The sequence below is a fragment of the Methylobacillus methanolivorans genome (genome assembly GCF_044751345.1).
Taxonomy (GTDB): domain Bacteria; phylum Pseudomonadota; class Gammaproteobacteria; order Burkholderiales; family Methylophilaceae; genus Methylobacillus; species Methylobacillus methanolivorans.
This window is the reverse complement of sequence record NZ_JBIWXY010000001.1, coordinates 162,416-175,931: the sequence shown is the minus strand read 5'-3', so window position 1 is coordinate 175,931 and position 13,516 is coordinate 162,416. Positions and strand designations below refer to the sequence as shown.

General features: G+C 52.0%; 14 protein-coding genes. 2 read left to right on the top strand and 12 right to left on the bottom strand.

Translation table 11 applies throughout. The annotated features are described in order from the left end of the window. Positions 1 to 9: 9 nt before the first annotated feature. The 6 genes from lepB to rpoE all read right to left on the bottom strand — a co-directional run bounded on the left by lepB (position 10) and on the right by rpoE (position 6,279). Positions 10 to 756, bottom strand: a complete 747-nt coding sequence (gene lepB, locus ACIKP9_RS00905; protein WP_230346774.1) for a signal peptidase I — start codon at positions 754 to 756, stop codon at positions 10 to 12. Continuing rightward, the gene (gene lepA / locus ACIKP9_RS00900; protein ID WP_400878067.1) at positions 753 to 2,546 is read right to left on the bottom strand and encodes a translation elongation factor 4; all 1,794 of its coding nucleotides are present in this window, start codon (positions 2,544 to 2,546) and stop codon (positions 753 to 755) included. Before lepA ends, lepB begins: the two co-directional genes overlap by 4 nt. 105 nt (positions 2,547 to 2,651) lie before the next feature. Beyond that, complete coding sequence (locus tag ACIKP9_RS00895; protein ID WP_400878064.1) at positions 2,652 to 4,085, bottom strand: DegQ family serine endoprotease; 1,434 nt, start codon at positions 4,083 to 4,085, stop codon at positions 2,652 to 2,654. Positions 4,086 to 4,245: 160 nt separating this feature from the next. Then, positions 4,246 to 5,196, bottom strand: a complete 951-nt coding sequence (locus tag ACIKP9_RS00890) for a MucB/RseB C-terminal domain-containing protein (protein ID WP_400878061.1) — start codon at positions 5,194 to 5,196, stop codon at positions 4,246 to 4,248. A gap of 7 nt (positions 5,197 to 5,203) precedes the next feature. Further along, entirely contained in the window at positions 5,204 to 5,662 is a 459-nt protein-coding gene (locus tag ACIKP9_RS00885) for a sigma-E factor negative regulatory protein (RefSeq protein WP_400878057.1), read from the bottom strand. Continuing rightward, positions 5,662 to 6,279, bottom strand: coding sequence for an RNA polymerase sigma factor RpoE (rpoE, locus tag ACIKP9_RS00880; protein WP_230348020.1), 618 nt, complete (start codon positions 6,277 to 6,279; stop codon positions 5,662 to 5,664). The genes ACIKP9_RS00885 and rpoE overlap by 1 nt, the downstream gene beginning before the upstream one ends. A gap of 194 nt (positions 6,280 to 6,473) precedes the next feature. Between rpoE and nadB the strand changes: the two genes are divergently transcribed. Then, the gene (gene nadB / locus ACIKP9_RS00875) at positions 6,474 to 8,099 is read left to right on the top strand and encodes an L-aspartate oxidase (protein ID WP_400878054.1); all 1,626 of its coding nucleotides are present in this window, start codon (positions 6,474 to 6,476) and stop codon (positions 8,097 to 8,099) included. Between the two features lie 47 nt (positions 8,100 to 8,146). Next, positions 8,147 to 8,815 carry a class I SAM-dependent methyltransferase gene (locus tag ACIKP9_RS00870; protein WP_400878052.1) on the top strand — a complete coding sequence of 223 codons (669 nt, stop codon included), beginning with the start codon at positions 8,147 to 8,149 and terminating at the stop codon, positions 8,813 to 8,815. Positions 8,816 to 8,833: 18 nt separating this feature from the next. Here ACIKP9_RS00870 and ACIKP9_RS00865 read toward each other — a convergent pair whose 3' ends face one another. The 6 genes from ACIKP9_RS00865 to ACIKP9_RS00840 all read right to left on the bottom strand — a co-directional run bounded on the left by ACIKP9_RS00865 (position 8,834) and on the right by ACIKP9_RS00840 (position 13,437). Next, entirely contained in the window at positions 8,834 to 9,271 is a 438-nt protein-coding gene (locus tag ACIKP9_RS00865; protein ID WP_400878050.1) for a DUF1841 family protein, read from the bottom strand. Then, positions 9,271 to 10,143 (bottom strand): bifunctional hydroxymethylpyrimidine kinase/phosphomethylpyrimidine kinase, encoded by an 873-nt coding sequence (thiD, locus tag ACIKP9_RS00860; RefSeq protein ID WP_400878047.1) that lies wholly within the window; start codon positions 10,141 to 10,143, stop codon positions 9,271 to 9,273. Before thiD ends, ACIKP9_RS00865 begins: the two co-directional genes overlap by 1 nt. Then, the gene (locus ACIKP9_RS00855; protein ID WP_400878044.1) at positions 10,144 to 11,244 is read right to left on the bottom strand and encodes an FIST C-terminal domain-containing protein; all 1,101 of its coding nucleotides are present in this window, start codon (positions 11,242 to 11,244) and stop codon (positions 10,144 to 10,146) included. It lies immediately after the preceding gene. Further along, the gene (nth, locus tag ACIKP9_RS00850) at positions 11,241 to 11,900 is read right to left on the bottom strand and encodes an endonuclease III (protein ID WP_400878041.1); all 660 of its coding nucleotides are present in this window, start codon (positions 11,898 to 11,900) and stop codon (positions 11,241 to 11,243) included. The genes ACIKP9_RS00855 and nth overlap by 4 nt, the downstream gene beginning before the upstream one ends. A gap of 4 nt (positions 11,901 to 11,904) precedes the next feature. Beyond that, on the bottom strand, positions 11,905 to 12,555 hold the full coding sequence (gene rsxB, locus ACIKP9_RS00845; protein ID WP_400878038.1) for an electron transport complex subunit RsxB: 651 nt from the start codon (positions 12,553 to 12,555) through the stop codon (positions 11,905 to 11,907). Between the two features lie 165 nt (positions 12,556 to 12,720). Beyond that, positions 12,721 to 13,437, bottom strand: a complete 717-nt coding sequence (locus tag ACIKP9_RS00840; RefSeq protein ID WP_400878035.1) for a flagellar brake protein — start codon at positions 13,435 to 13,437, stop codon at positions 12,721 to 12,723. Between the last annotated feature and the right edge of the window lie 79 nt (positions 13,438 to 13,516).

Here is a 13,516-nt window from a genome sequence, read left to right as displayed (position 1 = left end):
ATTGGATATTTACTTGATCTTGGTGCCAATTCTGCCAAAGTCGTCAAAATTCCACCAGATAAAGAACGCTTTCCCGACCAGGTTATCTTCGGGCACAAAGCCCCAAACGCGGCTATCCTTGCTGTTATCTCGGTTGTCACCCATGGCAAAGTAATGCCCAGCTGGCACCTCAACCTCACCATCGAACGCCATCCCATTTTCCTCAATCAGGATGTCATGCTTAACCTCACCAAGCTGCTCTTGATAACGCTTGGTAACGACCATATTCAGACCGGAACCAACATATTTGTAATCATCCACATAATCCGTCTGCACAGCCTGGCCATTCACATACAAACGCTTATTGCGGTAGGCGATACGGTCACCAGGCACACCAATCACGCGCTTGATGTAATCAATGGATGGGTCAGGCGGGTAATGGAAAACAAACACATCTCCACGCTGCGGGTGGTCAACGGCCAGGAAGGTCTTGTTAAGGATAGGCACCCGCAAGCCATAAGTAAATTTGTTCACCAGGATGAAATCACCTGCCAGCAAGGTTGGCATCATGGAGCCAGAAGGAATTTTGAATGGCTCAACGATGAAAGAACGAATCAGGAACACCGCGAGAATGACGGGAAAGAAGCTCTTGGAATATTCCACGATCACGGGGTCTGCCGCATCTGCCGCGCGCTTCTTGCGCCAGAACAGGCTATCCAACAACCAGATCACACCCGTAATTGCCAGCACCGCCAGCATGAATAATGCAAACATCATTTGTCTTCAACCCTCAAAATAGCCAGGAATGCTTCCTGTGGAATTTCAACATTACCTACCTGCTTCATGCGCTTCTTGCCCTCTTTCTGCTTCTCGAGTAGCTTTTTCTTACGCGTGATGTCTCCACCATAACACTTGGCCAATACGTTCTTGCGCATGGCCTTCACGGTTTCACGCGCAATAATGTTGGCACCGATAGAGGCCTGCACGGCGATATCGAACATCTGGCGCGGAATCAGCTCGCGCATCTTGGAGACCAGCTCACGGCCTCGGTAAATACTGTTGGCGCGATGCACAATCAAGGACAACGCATCGACACGCTCACCGTTGACCATGATGTCGAGCTTGACCAGGTCTGCTGCGCGGAACTCAAGGAATTCATAATCCATAGAAGCATAACCACGGGACACGGATTTCAACTTATCAAAGAAATCCAGCACCACTTCATTGAGCGGCATTTCATAGCTCAACATCACCTGGCGCCCCATGTACTGCATATTGCGCTGCACACCGCGCTTGTTGTTACACAGCGTCATGACTGGGCCGACATACTCTTGTGGCATCAACAGGTTAATCGTAATGATGGGTTCGCGAATTTCGGCAATGCGTGATGGTTCAGGCAAGCGCGATGGATTTTCGATCTGCTCAACCTCACCACTCTTGAGCAACAACTCATACACCACCGTTGGCGCCGTGGTGATGAGATCCATGTCATATTCGCGCTCCAGGCGCTCCTGCACAATCTCCATGTGCAGCAAACCAAGGAAGCCACAACGGAAGCCAAAACCCAAGGCACTGGAATTTTCAGGCTCAAACTGCAATGAAGCATCATTGAGGCGCAATTTTTCCAACGCCTCACGCAAAGCCTCAAATTGATTGGACTCCACGGGATACAAGCCAGCAAACACCTGTGGTTGGACTTCCTTGAAGCCTGGCAAGGCCTCGCTCGCAGGTTTGTCTGCCAAGGTCACGGTGTCGCCCACCTTGGCGCTGGTCAGCTCCTTGATACCAGCAATAATGAAACCTACCTCACCTGCGGAGAGCGAGATACGCTGGCGTGATTTAGGTGTAAATACCCCCACTTGCTCGCAAAGATAAGTGGCCTTGGTGGCCATCATGCGAATTTTATCCTTGGGCTTGAGCACACCATCCACTACGCGCACCAGCATGATCACGCCAACATAGTTATCAAACCAGGAGTCAATGATCAAGGCCTTGAGTGGCTTTGTCGGATCGCCCACGGGCGGCGGAATCTTGGCAATCATGGTTTCCAGCACGTCCTGCACACCCACACCGGTCTTGGCGGAACAACGTACGGCCTCAGAAGCATCAACGCCAATCACATCCTCGATTTCCTGCATCACGCGCTCAGGGTCAGCTGCAGGCAAGTCAATCTTATTGAGGACAGGCACCACTTCAACGCCCTGATCAATAGCGGTGTAGCAGTTCGCCACACTCTGTGCTTCAACGCCCTGGGATGCATCCACCACCAGCAATGCACCTTCACAGGCGGCCAACGAGCGACTCACCTCGTAGGAAAAGTCGACGTGTCCTGGAGTATCAATCAGATTGAGGTTATAGACTTGACCATCCAGCGCCTTGTATTCCAGTGCAGCTGTCTGCGCCTTGATGGTAATGCCACGTTCGCGCTCAATATCCATGGAGTCCAACACTTGGGCTTCCATTTCACGGTCAGAAAGACCGCCACACAGCTGGATAATACGGTCTGCAAGTGTAGACTTGCCGTGGTCGATGTGAGCAATGATAGAAAAATTGCGGATATTTTTCATGTAGTTATTCTAGATTAAGCCAAGTAAAGAAGGGCGCCGGAGCGCCCTTTTACAACACAGTGATTAGCGTCGGATTTTACAGCAAATACCGACTCTTAGCATGCTTTACTTGCCAATCTTGACCGGCACATACAGGGTATTGTTTTCCCGCTGTACCAGCAATGCTACGGTCTTGCCTGCATGTACGGCATTCACCTGCTTGGTGAATTGCTCCAGGCTTTGCACCTCGGTATTATTCAAGGCCAGCACTAAATCACCACGGCGGATGCCCGCTTGCGCTGCCGCGCCTTGCGCATCCACAACAATCAACGCATTACGGCCATTCAGGCTACGGCGCTGTTGCGGTGTCAGTTCGCGCAATGTCAGGCCCAAGCGGTTGGATTCAGGCTTGGCATCTGGCTGTGCATTTGCAGCGACTTCATCCTTGTCTGCTGGCATTTCACCCAATGCAATATTCAAGGTCTTGCTGGCGCCCTTGCGCAACACCTCCACTGGCACCTGCTTACCAGGCTTGGTTGCGCCAACAATCCTTGGCAGGTCAGCCGACGTAGTGACCGCTTTGCCATCAAACTTGACGACCACATCACCAGCTTCCAGGCCACCCTTTTCCGCAGGGCTACCCTTCTCCACACCAGCCACCAAGGCACCGTTGGTATTCTTCATACCGAATGATTCGGCCAGATCCTTGGTGATTTCCTGAATGCCTATCCCCAGCCAGCCGCGTGCTACACGACCTGAGGCCTTGAGCTGATTGGAGACATCAATAGCGACATCAATCGGGATGGAAAACGACAAGCCCATATAACCGCCAGTACGGCTATAAATTTGCGAGTTGACCCCGACGACCTCACCTTTGAGGTTGAACAGCGGCCCACCTGAATTACCAGGATTGATCGCTACATCGGTCTGGATAAATGGAACAAAATTTTCCTGTGGCAAGGCACGCCCCTTGGCACTCACTACACCGGCTGTCAGCGTGCTTTCAAGGCCGAAGGGCGATCCAATCGCTACCACCCACTCGCCAACCTTCAACAGCTCGGGATTGCCTATCGTTACCTTGGGTAGGCCAGTGGCCTCTATCTTGAGCAGAGCGACATCTGTGCGACGATCCGCGCCGACAATCTTGGCCTTGAATTCGCGCTTATCGTTCAATTTAACGATCACTTCATCCGCTTCACGCACCACATGAGCGTTAGTCAGGATGTAACCATCGCTGCTGATAATGAAGCCTGAACCCAGCGACTGGGACTTGTACTCAGGCGACTGCTGACCTCCCTGCCCACGTGGCACGCCAGGGAACCCTGGAATACCAAAACGGCGGAAAAACTCATTCAACGCCTCATCTTCCGGCATCCCTTGAAAAGGAGAACCACCCGCACCACCTTGCATCACCTGGGTGACACTGATATTGACAACGGCAGCACCTTGCTTCTCGGCCAATTCCGTAAAATCAGGTAACTCTTTGGCCAAGACAGGTGTTGCAGCAGTCAGGCCCACAGATAAACAAATTGCGGAAACAGCAATCAGTTTTTTAAACATCGACTCACCTCGTTAACACGTCACACTCATACGCTGCTTAAGCTACTCGCAGCAAGCTCACACACCAATCACCATCACAACAGTGCCAAGCAAGCTCAAGCTGCAAAGCACCCGTGTACAGACTAAAGAAAATCAGCGACCCAGTTTTCGGATGTAATGACTACTTGAAACTGACCGCACTACCGATCTGCGCCACTGTCGCCGCGGGCACTTCACCTACGACCAATATCTGATATCCCTTGCTGACATTGGCATAAAAATGAGTAGCGCCTTTCGACGTCTGACCGATCTTAGGACGAGTACCTTTAGACAAAGGTTCAATGAAGAGAGAAACAGAAGCCAAGCCATCGGTAAAAATCACTTGGGTGACAGGCGCAGTTTTGCCCGGCACGAGCCGGGTCACTTGCTCAACCTTGCGATAGCCCGCAGGCAAAGCTCCCACTGTCCAGCCAGAGGCATCCTGAGCGGGCTGGGCATTGGCCTCTTCAAGAATGTAATGCTTGTTATGATCAACATTGGGGTGGAACCAGTCCATGCCCTGCTCTTCCATCATATTGACCTGGCTGAATGCCATTTGCTCCAACATCTGCTTTTGATCATTCAGCATCAGCGATTTCAGCAGCAAACCATATTCACGATCAGCCCAGAACTTGTAGGCATATCGCAGGCTATCACGAGGATCAAGAAACACTATCCTGCCATCACGACCGGCAATACGCTCGGTACCACCGACTCGCGCTTGGTAGCTTGCCTTTAGGCGCTCAATATCTTCAGGCAATACGGCGGGGAACAAGTTATGTGCCCGGCGCTTTTCCATGATGACTTTTTCATTCTTGGAACTAAAAATGACGACATCGCCACCCTGGCTGAGCATTTCTCTAGGTGTGCCATCCAGCACGACCATACGGGCATATTCACCTTGGCCCGAGTTGGTATGGGTGATCTGGACAGACTTGATATTGTCACCAGACTGATAGATAAAGACCCCTTTGTAGCTCAGATCGTGGGCTGCACTAGCAGCCTTTTGCAGAACGAGCCAGGGGTCTTCAGGTTCGGCATGCACAACGACAAACGGGCTTGCCAGCAGGAAAGCCAGCAGGAAACGCTTCATCTACCGACTACTCCGAATAATTGGCGGGCTGAATATAGTAGGCGGAATTATTGGAAGCCTGTGACTGGTGCGCCAACCAATAATCCGAGGGAAGGCTTTGAGCAATTTCCATGGGGGTTGCATCTTCCTCCAGGCCACTTTGCACCTGCTGCTGCAATACCACCCAGCCAACAAATGCCACAGCCGAAACAGATGCTGCTACAGACCAGAGTTTGCTATTTTTGAGTAAAGCCCGCTTACGCTTGACGGAAGGCACCAGCAGCACAGGCTCATCCTCAAGGCTAGCCAACAGGCGCTCAGTAAAATCAGGCTTAAAAACAGGATTGCCACGCATGGCATCACCGATCAAATGATAATCAGACCAAGCCTGGGTAGATTCACCACCAGACTTCAAAGTCGTATAGAGGTATTCCGCATCCTCAAGCGCAATGTCACCATCCATCAGCGCCGAAATTTGACTTTTCATCACCATCTCCTGTTTTCGGGGGTGTCCAGTAAAGGACGCAACTTCTGGGCGATCGTTTCACGAGCTCGGAAAATGCGTGAACGCACTGTCCCTATCGGGCAATCCATCATCGTGGCAATCTCTTCGTAGCTCAAGCCTTCTATCTCGCGCAATGTAATTGCTGTACGCAACTCTTCTGGCAACGAAGCTACCGTATCGTTCACAGTCTGGGCAATTTCCTTGCCCATCAATTCTGTTTCAGGCGTATCCATGGTGCGCAATTCATCACCATCATCGAAATTTTCAGCATCTTCAATTTCAATATCACCTGTAGCTTGGGGTCTGCGACCCATCGCTACCAAATAATTCTTCGCGGTGTTGATACCAATACGGTACAACCAAGTATAAAAAGCACTGTCACCACGAAAGCTAGGCAAAGCCCGATATGCCTTAATGAAGGATTCTTGCACCACATCCTCCACCTCGGCTGGATCCCTGATCAAGCGAGAGAGCAAGCGCCCCAGCTTACGCTGGTACTTATCCACCAATAAGCCAAACGCACGCTTATCACCACCTTGCGCACGCTCAACTAACTGCTGGTCTAATTCCCGATTACCCGCCGGCGGGGTTACTGCCATCGCGGCCATGCTCCCTGTCTGTATTTTCTTGACAGACGGAGTATACCCGCGCACTCCCGTATCGACGAAGCCCATGCGCGAAAATTCCTCGAAATTATTTGTCTTGATCATGACCTTCCCTTTGTATTTTCATGACTAGCTTAGTGCTACAGACAGCGCTACACTCGCGAAAGTTCATCCATCCTTGGGTTCTTATGCAGCAATATGACGTCCTCATCATCGGCAGTGGTCTTGCCGGCCTCACCCTCGCACTGAAAGTGGCAGCAAACAAAAAAGTCTGCTTGATCAGCAAGCGCGGCATTAACGATGGTTCCAGCAACTGGGCACAAGGTGGCATTGCCGCCGTGCTGGCAGATGATGACTCAACAGAAGCCCATATTCAAGATACCCTGATTGCAGGTGCAGGACTATGCGACGCTGCGGTGACACGCCTGGTTGCAGAACATGGTCGTGAAACCGTGGAATGGCTGATTGCAGAAGGCGTTCCTTTCACTCGCGAAGACGACAATAGCGGCTTCCACCTGACCCGTGAAGGCGGGCACAGCCATAGACGCATCATTCACGCGGCCGATGCCACAGGGCAGGCAGTGCAAAAAACCCTGGCTGAAAAAGTACGCCAGCACCCCAATATTACGATTTTGGAAGAACATATTGCGGTTGACCTCATCACCGCTGGCAAGGTCAACATGGAAGGTAGCGCCTGCCTGGGCGCCTATGTGCTCGACAACATCACCGGCAAGGTGCTGACCATTGCTGCCCAGCACACCGTGCTGGCAACTGGCGGCACCGGCAAGGTCTATCTCTACACAACCAATCCCGATGTCTCGTCAGGTGATGGCGTTGCCATGGCCTGGAGAGCAGGCTGCCGCGTTGCCAACATGGAATTCATCCAATTCCACCCCACCTGCCTTTACCACTCCGAAGCCAAATCCTTCCTAATCACGGAAGCCGTTCGCGGAGAAGGCGGCATACTCAAGCTGCCAGATGGCACACGCTTCATGCCTTGGCATGATGAACGCGCAGAACTGGCCCCTCGCGACATCGTGGCACGCGCCATTGATTTTGAAATGAAGAAACGCGGGTTGGACTGTGTGTATCTAGACATCTCCCACAAACCAGCAGATTTCATCCTGTCACACTTTCCGACCATTTACCGCCGCTGCTTCGAGCTTGGCATCGACATTACGCGTGAACCTATTCCCGTCGTACCAGCAGCCCACTACAGCTGCGGTGGGATCATGACCGATCATATTGGCCGCACTGATATTCCAAGACTGTATGCCATAGGCGAAAACGCCTGTACGGGTCTGCATGGAGCCAACCGCTTGGCCAGCAACTCCCTGCTTGAATGCCTGGTATTTGGCCAGGCAGTGGCAGAAGACATTATCGCGCAACCACAGCAGCCGGAAGTCACCCTGCCATATTGGGATGAAAGTCGCGTCACGGACGCCGATGAAGAGATCATCATCACGCATAACTGGAGCGAGCTGCGCCGCACCATGTGGAATTATGTTGGTATTGTGCGCACCAACAAGCGCCTCACCCGCGCCTTGCATCGCATCCATCTGCTACGTGACGAGGTGCATGAGTTCTACAGCAATTTCCGCATCAGTAATAACCTGATTGAGCTACGCAACCTATTGCAAGTCGCAGAGCTTATCGTCAACAGTGCGATGGAACGTAAGGAAAGCCGCGGCCTGCATTACAGCAAAGATTATCCCTTCCTTGCGGATGAAGCAGTGCCTACCGTGCTGGAACCATCCAACTATTACAGCCTGCTGGATAGCCACCATGGACACGAGCCTCACGAACATCACTAAGCCATGATCGCGTCTGGCATGAATACATAGATAACTCAAGGACCACAATGATCACGGCAAATGAGCTAAACGAATTCCTGGAAAATGCACAACTCAAACAGATGGTCGCCACGGTGTGGGATCTGTTGGGGCAAAATTTTGAGCAGGCACAAACCCTGCTACCACCTGAACAAGCCATGGAACGCAAGGAGATTTCGTTTCATGAGCAGGTAAAACTATTGGCTTATCTATGTGCTTTGACTGCTGATCTGCCTGGCGATATTGTCGAGATCGGGGTTTGGAAAGGTAAATCCCTGTCCCTGATGAACGAAGTATGCTGCCGCCAAAAAAGGCTGATCGGCATTGACCCATTTGCCTTGCCTAACCAGTTTGAGGAATTCAGTCATTACAAGAACCTGATATTCCCCAACGTCATGGTATTACGAGGATTTTCCGAGTTAAGCGCAGAGCGCTTCTATGATCTTTCACCCCAAGTTTCTTTGCTACATATTGATGGTGGGCATGAAGGGCGTAATGTCCTGCTGGATTTTCTGCTGTATGCACCAAGCGTGGTGTCAGAAGGATTTGTCGTGTTTGATGACTATGCAGACTACCAATATAGCCCAGAGGTAGGTCCAGCTGTCGACCTGCTCAGAGCAGGCGGGTATTTCAAAGGCTTTAATGTGCTGGGGCCGGTACGTGGCTTTGAAAATAGCTATTTACTGCAAAAAATTTAACACATCACAGCCTGGCGGCTAATCTCTTGCCTTAGCCTGTATGGAATCAATATATGCTTGTGCATCCAGGCCAGCACCACCGCGTTGCGCCTGCCAGATAGCCTCAGCCAAGCACTCCATGAGTACATGTTGCGCCTCCACTGCATCGCCATGCTGGCGCCACAGGCTGTGATAAGCAGCCTTGATACCAGGTGGTTGATCGATAGACACCTGCTCCAAAACGGAAAGATGCAAGCTCATGTGCAAGAAGGGGTTGGTCTCACCCATCTCTGGGAAATAAGACTGATCACGGTAACGCTCTGGTGCATTCAATACATGGTGATATTCAGGATGAGCCTGCATCACATCGACCGCCATCGCCTCAATCTCGCTCAAGGCTTGTTGTTGCTGGAGCTTGGCCCAGGCATCAAAAAAGAATTGCCGCACCTGATCACGGCTGGGGTTAAACAAGGCCATCAGGCTTCCCACACTTTCATCGCCTGAGGCGCAAAGCCGTGATTCAGCGGGCCAACCCCTTCGCCCATCCTGACGTTAGACCCCGCATACAAGGCAGAGCGCACATAAATGCGTGCCGCCTGTACTGCATCTGGCACATTGAAGCCAAGTGCAAGATAGGCAGCAATGGCAGACGATAAGGTACAGCCAGTACCATGCAAGTTGTGGGTGGAAATACGCAAAGAATGTAGCTTATGTAATTCGGTAATTTGCCCTGCGCTATTTGCCTGCACCAGGATATCCAGCACATCGTGCCCGGGGAGATGACCACCTTTGAGTAGCACAGCACGCGCACCCTGGCCCAGCAGTTCATGAGCCGCCTGCTCCAGTTCATCGGTCGCTGTCAGCGAGCGCTCCAACAGCAATGCTGCTTCATCAAGGTTGGGCGTCACTACCAGCGCTCGCGGAAACAGCTCACGTACCAGTAAGGCAATCGCTTCGTCAGAAATCAACTTGGCACCATTTGCCGCTACCATGACCGGATCCAGCACCACTTGCTTGAGGCCATGTGCATCCAAGGCCTCAGCCACGGTCATCACGACCTCAGGGGAATGCAGCATGCCAATCTTGACCGCATCCACACCGATATCTTCAACCACGGCATCGATCTGGTCGCGCAACATCTCAGCTGGCACGCTATGGATAGCACGCACACCCTGGGTGTTTTGTGCAGTCAGGGCTGTAATCGCCGTCATACCATAGCACCCTAGCGCTGAAAAGGTCTTGAGATCAGCCTGAATGCCAGCACCGCCACTGCTATCAGACCCGGCGATAGACAGCACACGGGGATAGCGGTGACTTGTCGTGGCATTCATTAATGGGGTATTCATCATTCAATTTTCCGCAGTAAAGAGTCCCAGCACCACAGAGTGCTGCCATAACGCATTGCCGCCAGGAGTGGGGGCAATTTCCCCATTGCCATAAAAACCGATCAGCGGCATGCCAGGATAATAACGCTTCAACAATGCAATATCGTCGTCCACGCCATCATAAAAATGTGGCCCACGTGCCAGGCAGGAGAACATCAATCCAAACGCAGGTTTGTCATGCAAGTTACCTCCTACCGAGACAATCGTCTCTGCCAGGCGCTGCTGTGCAGCCTCACGATCCAATATCGCCCAGGCGAACCAACTGCCTGGAGTCACTTCGTGTGCGAGCGTTACCGTCTGGGCATGCGCATCCGCACCGATGATAGCCACCACTTGATATTCATCTCGTGCCAATGCCGTCTCACTTTCTGCCAACATCAACATCACGCGATGAAAAGGGATGCCCGCATCATGCGCAATACCAGCATGATCAAGTGCATTAACCAGGCTAGCCCATGCAGATTGCTGCAAAACAGATAAACCGGATACTACCAGCAAGTCATGTTGATCAACCCGCTCAATACGTTGCGGAGCACCAATAGGTTGCAAGGCATGGGCCACAGCCACAGCACCTGTAACGCCATCCAATCTTAAATCACAATGTGTGGACAAGACACCCTTACCACTCTCCCACACTGAGAATGCTCCCAAGCCAGTAGCATCCCCTGCTACGCCACCAAAACGCTGGCCAGGTGCAGCAAGCCAAGTGGAGTTGAATGCATTGGGAGCTGCCAGCGTTAGTAATTGGCGATGATCCAGCTCTTTCGCCGGCACAATCGCAGCGCCATCGCCCAACACTAGCGCTGCTGCGGCAGACCCATCCAACACCCAATCGTCCTGAGTCAATATTCCTGGTGCCGAACAACCACTCACCTGCGTCGTACTTGCCGCCACAGCAGCAGCACGTAATGCCGACTGCGGGGCCGGGGCAAAATCTTCGCTCAGGAATAGCAGTACGCTATTGGCGATCTCCAGCCCAGCTTGATCCAATGCCTGCTTGACGGCCTGTGTAGCAAGCTCGGCAGTCGGATGTCTGCCTTGCGCCAACCCAGTGCCAACCTTCACATGCCCTCCACCGCTGCAGAAGCAGGGGTAGACTTGGCCTTGAACTCACACAGATCGTAGATCACGCACTCACCACACTTAGGCTTACGGGCGACACAGACATAGCGTCCATGCAAAATCAGCAAATGATGGGCATCTTGCAGATACTCTTTCGGTACCGCTTTCATCAGCTTATTTTCCACCTCTAGCGGCGTTTTCCCAGGTGCCAGGCCAATCCGGTTTCCCAGGCGGAAGATATGCGTATCCACCGCAATGGTAGGTTGACCAAATGCCGTGTTCAGAATGACATTGGCAGTTTTGCGGCCCACCCCCGGTAGGCTTTCCAATGCTGCCCGCGTATCAGGCACCTGCCCATCATGCAGGTCTACCAGCAAACGGCAGGTCGCCATGACATTCTTAGCCTTGCTGCGATACAGGCCGATGGTCTTAATGTAGCCTTCCAACCCTTCAATACCCAGATCAAGAATCGCTTGTGGGGTATTAGCGACAGGGAACAACTTGGCAGTGGCGATATTGACGCCCTTATCCGTCGCCTGAGCAGACAGGATGACCGCAATGAGTAATTCAAAGGTGCTGTGATGAACCAACTCAGTCGTCGGTTCGGGAATGGCAATACTGAGTCGGCGAAACAGTTCCTGGCGTTTTTCTGCGTTCATGTTCTTATGATGTCGTTGTTGCCTGACGTTGCGCACGTGCCCGCGCCATGGCAGCAGCCAGCGCTGCCTTCTTAGCTTCCACAGTGCTAACTGAGGGTTGCTCTGCCTCAATGCGAGTTGCAGCCAGAGGACGTTTTAGCGGCATATTATCCAGGCGCTGCAAACGATGCTGATACCTGGTGCGCGCCTTATCTGCTACCTGGCGCGCAAGGCTGGTCGGCTGTGTGTAATCCCACTCCTGATTTGTGAGTGGCTGCATACTGATGCAATCGACCGGGCACGGTGCTACGCACAACTCGCACCCCGTACATTCAGCCGTAATCACCGTATGCATCTGTTTATGCGCCCCGAGAATGGCATCGACAGGGCAAGCCTTGATACACAAGGTGCAGCCTATACATATCGCTTCGTCAATAAGCGCCAGCATTTTGGGGCGTATCGCCCCATGCGCAGGATTGAGTGGCTGGTAAGGTTGATTGAGCAATGTCGCCAATGCATGAATCCCAGACTCACCACCTGGTGGACACTGATTAATTCCAGCATCCCCGCGCGCTAGTGCCTCAGCATAAGGACGACAACCAGCATAGCCACACTGAGTACATTGTGTCTGTGGCAGGATAGCGTCAATATGGTCGACCAGTGCAATTTCAGTCATGCGGTGGATGAGAGGAATAGATCATGGGATTATACCCGTAAGCTAGGCAGGCTCGCTTAGTCACCAATAACAGCCATGCTTTTCCGCTCTGCCAAACCTGCAGTTCATTGGACTAACCAGCACGCATTGCCACAAAGCAGAGCAGCTTACCTCTGCCAGCAATCCTTAAACAAGATTCTGCCGCCTATCCACCAGACGCTCATACACGTAATGACGCACAACCAGCTGTACATTGGTGGCCACGGCAACAAACTCCATTCCAACCAGGAAGCTTGGTGCCCCCCCCTCCCCCTCATTCGTGATGTTACGAACTTTGGCCAAGAGCGTGATGTTGGATGTGTCGTCTTCAGTTAATTGCGGCAAATTGAAATTCAACGCCAACTGATCGTCAATCTTGCCAACCTCCTGCTCTGTCACAATCTGACATCCCGTTGCACTGATATTAGTCAGCTTCACTGGTATTGTGCTCCTATCAACCAATCCAAGCTTGCCATCAATATCAACCTTGATCCGCATTTCACGGCGGATTTTCTTGACTTGAATGCTATAAGGGAAGGAAAGGCACAAACAGTTGAGAGGATGGTAAATGGTCTGAATGACGCTTGTATCAAAACTACTGATCATGGTGCCGGAGAAAACACGCACCGTGATCTTCTCACCCTCGTAAAAAGTCAGGTAAGTTCCCTGTGACTTGGGCAAGCGTAACAACAAGTAATCATTGCTTTCCACGCCAATAAAAGTGGAAAGGTGCGGAGTAGGCGTATGCCCACGATGGGTCAGCAACTGGAGTCTAGTGCCGGGATGCAGGTTGATTTCCTCAAAACTGATGTTTTCTGACTCCACATTTCCAGCGTCAGGTGCACTCTCAATCATATCCGTCATGATGGCTTTTCTTCTTAAATTATTCTGTCTTATCAAACAAGCCAATAGACTTGCCTGCATCCGCAATTGCCACTTCCTG

Excerpts from the sequence above, each read along its gene's own strand:
- lepB (WP_230346774.1), bottom strand. The coding sequence starts at position 756 with ATGATGTTTGCATTATTCATGCTGGCGGTGCTGGCAATTACGGGTGTG.
- lepA (WP_400878067.1), bottom strand. The coding sequence starts at position 2,546 with ATGAAAAATATCCGCAATTTTTCTATCATTGCTCACATCGACCACGGC.
- ACIKP9_RS00895 (WP_400878064.1), bottom strand. The coding sequence starts at position 4,085 with ATGTTTAAAAAACTGATTGCTGTTTCCGCAATTTGTTTATCTGTGGGC.
- ACIKP9_RS00890 (WP_400878061.1), bottom strand. The coding sequence starts at position 5,196 with ATGAAGCGTTTCCTGCTGGCTTTCCTGCTGGCAAGCCCGTTTGTCGTT.
- ACIKP9_RS00885 (WP_400878057.1), bottom strand. The coding sequence starts at position 5,662 with ATGAAAAGTCAAATTTCGGCGCTGATGGATGGTGACATTGCGCTTGAG.
- rpoE (WP_230348020.1), bottom strand. The coding sequence starts at position 6,279 with ATGGCAGTAACCCCGCCGGCGGGTAATCGGGAATTAGACCAGCAGTTA.
- nadB (WP_400878054.1), top strand. The coding sequence starts at position 6,474 with ATGCAGCAATATGACGTCCTCATCATCGGCAGTGGTCTTGCCGGCCTC.
- ACIKP9_RS00870 (WP_400878052.1), top strand. The coding sequence starts at position 8,147 with ATGATCACGGCAAATGAGCTAAACGAATTCCTGGAAAATGCACAACTC.
- ACIKP9_RS00865 (WP_400878050.1), bottom strand. The coding sequence starts at position 9,271 with ATGGCCTTGTTTAACCCCAGCCGTGATCAGGTGCGGCAATTCTTTTTT.
- thiD (WP_400878047.1), bottom strand. The coding sequence starts at position 10,143 with ATGATGAATACCCCATTAATGAATGCCACGACAAGTCACCGCTATCCC.
- nth (WP_400878041.1), bottom strand. The coding sequence starts at position 11,900 with ATGAACGCAGAAAAACGCCAGGAACTGTTTCGCCGACTCAGTATTGCC.
- rsxB (WP_400878038.1), bottom strand. The coding sequence starts at position 12,555 with ATGACTGAAATTGCACTGGTCGACCATATTGACGCTATCCTGCCACAG.
- ACIKP9_RS00840 (WP_400878035.1), bottom strand. The coding sequence starts at position 13,437 with ATGACGGATATGATTGAGAGTGCACCTGACGCTGGAAATGTGGAGTCA.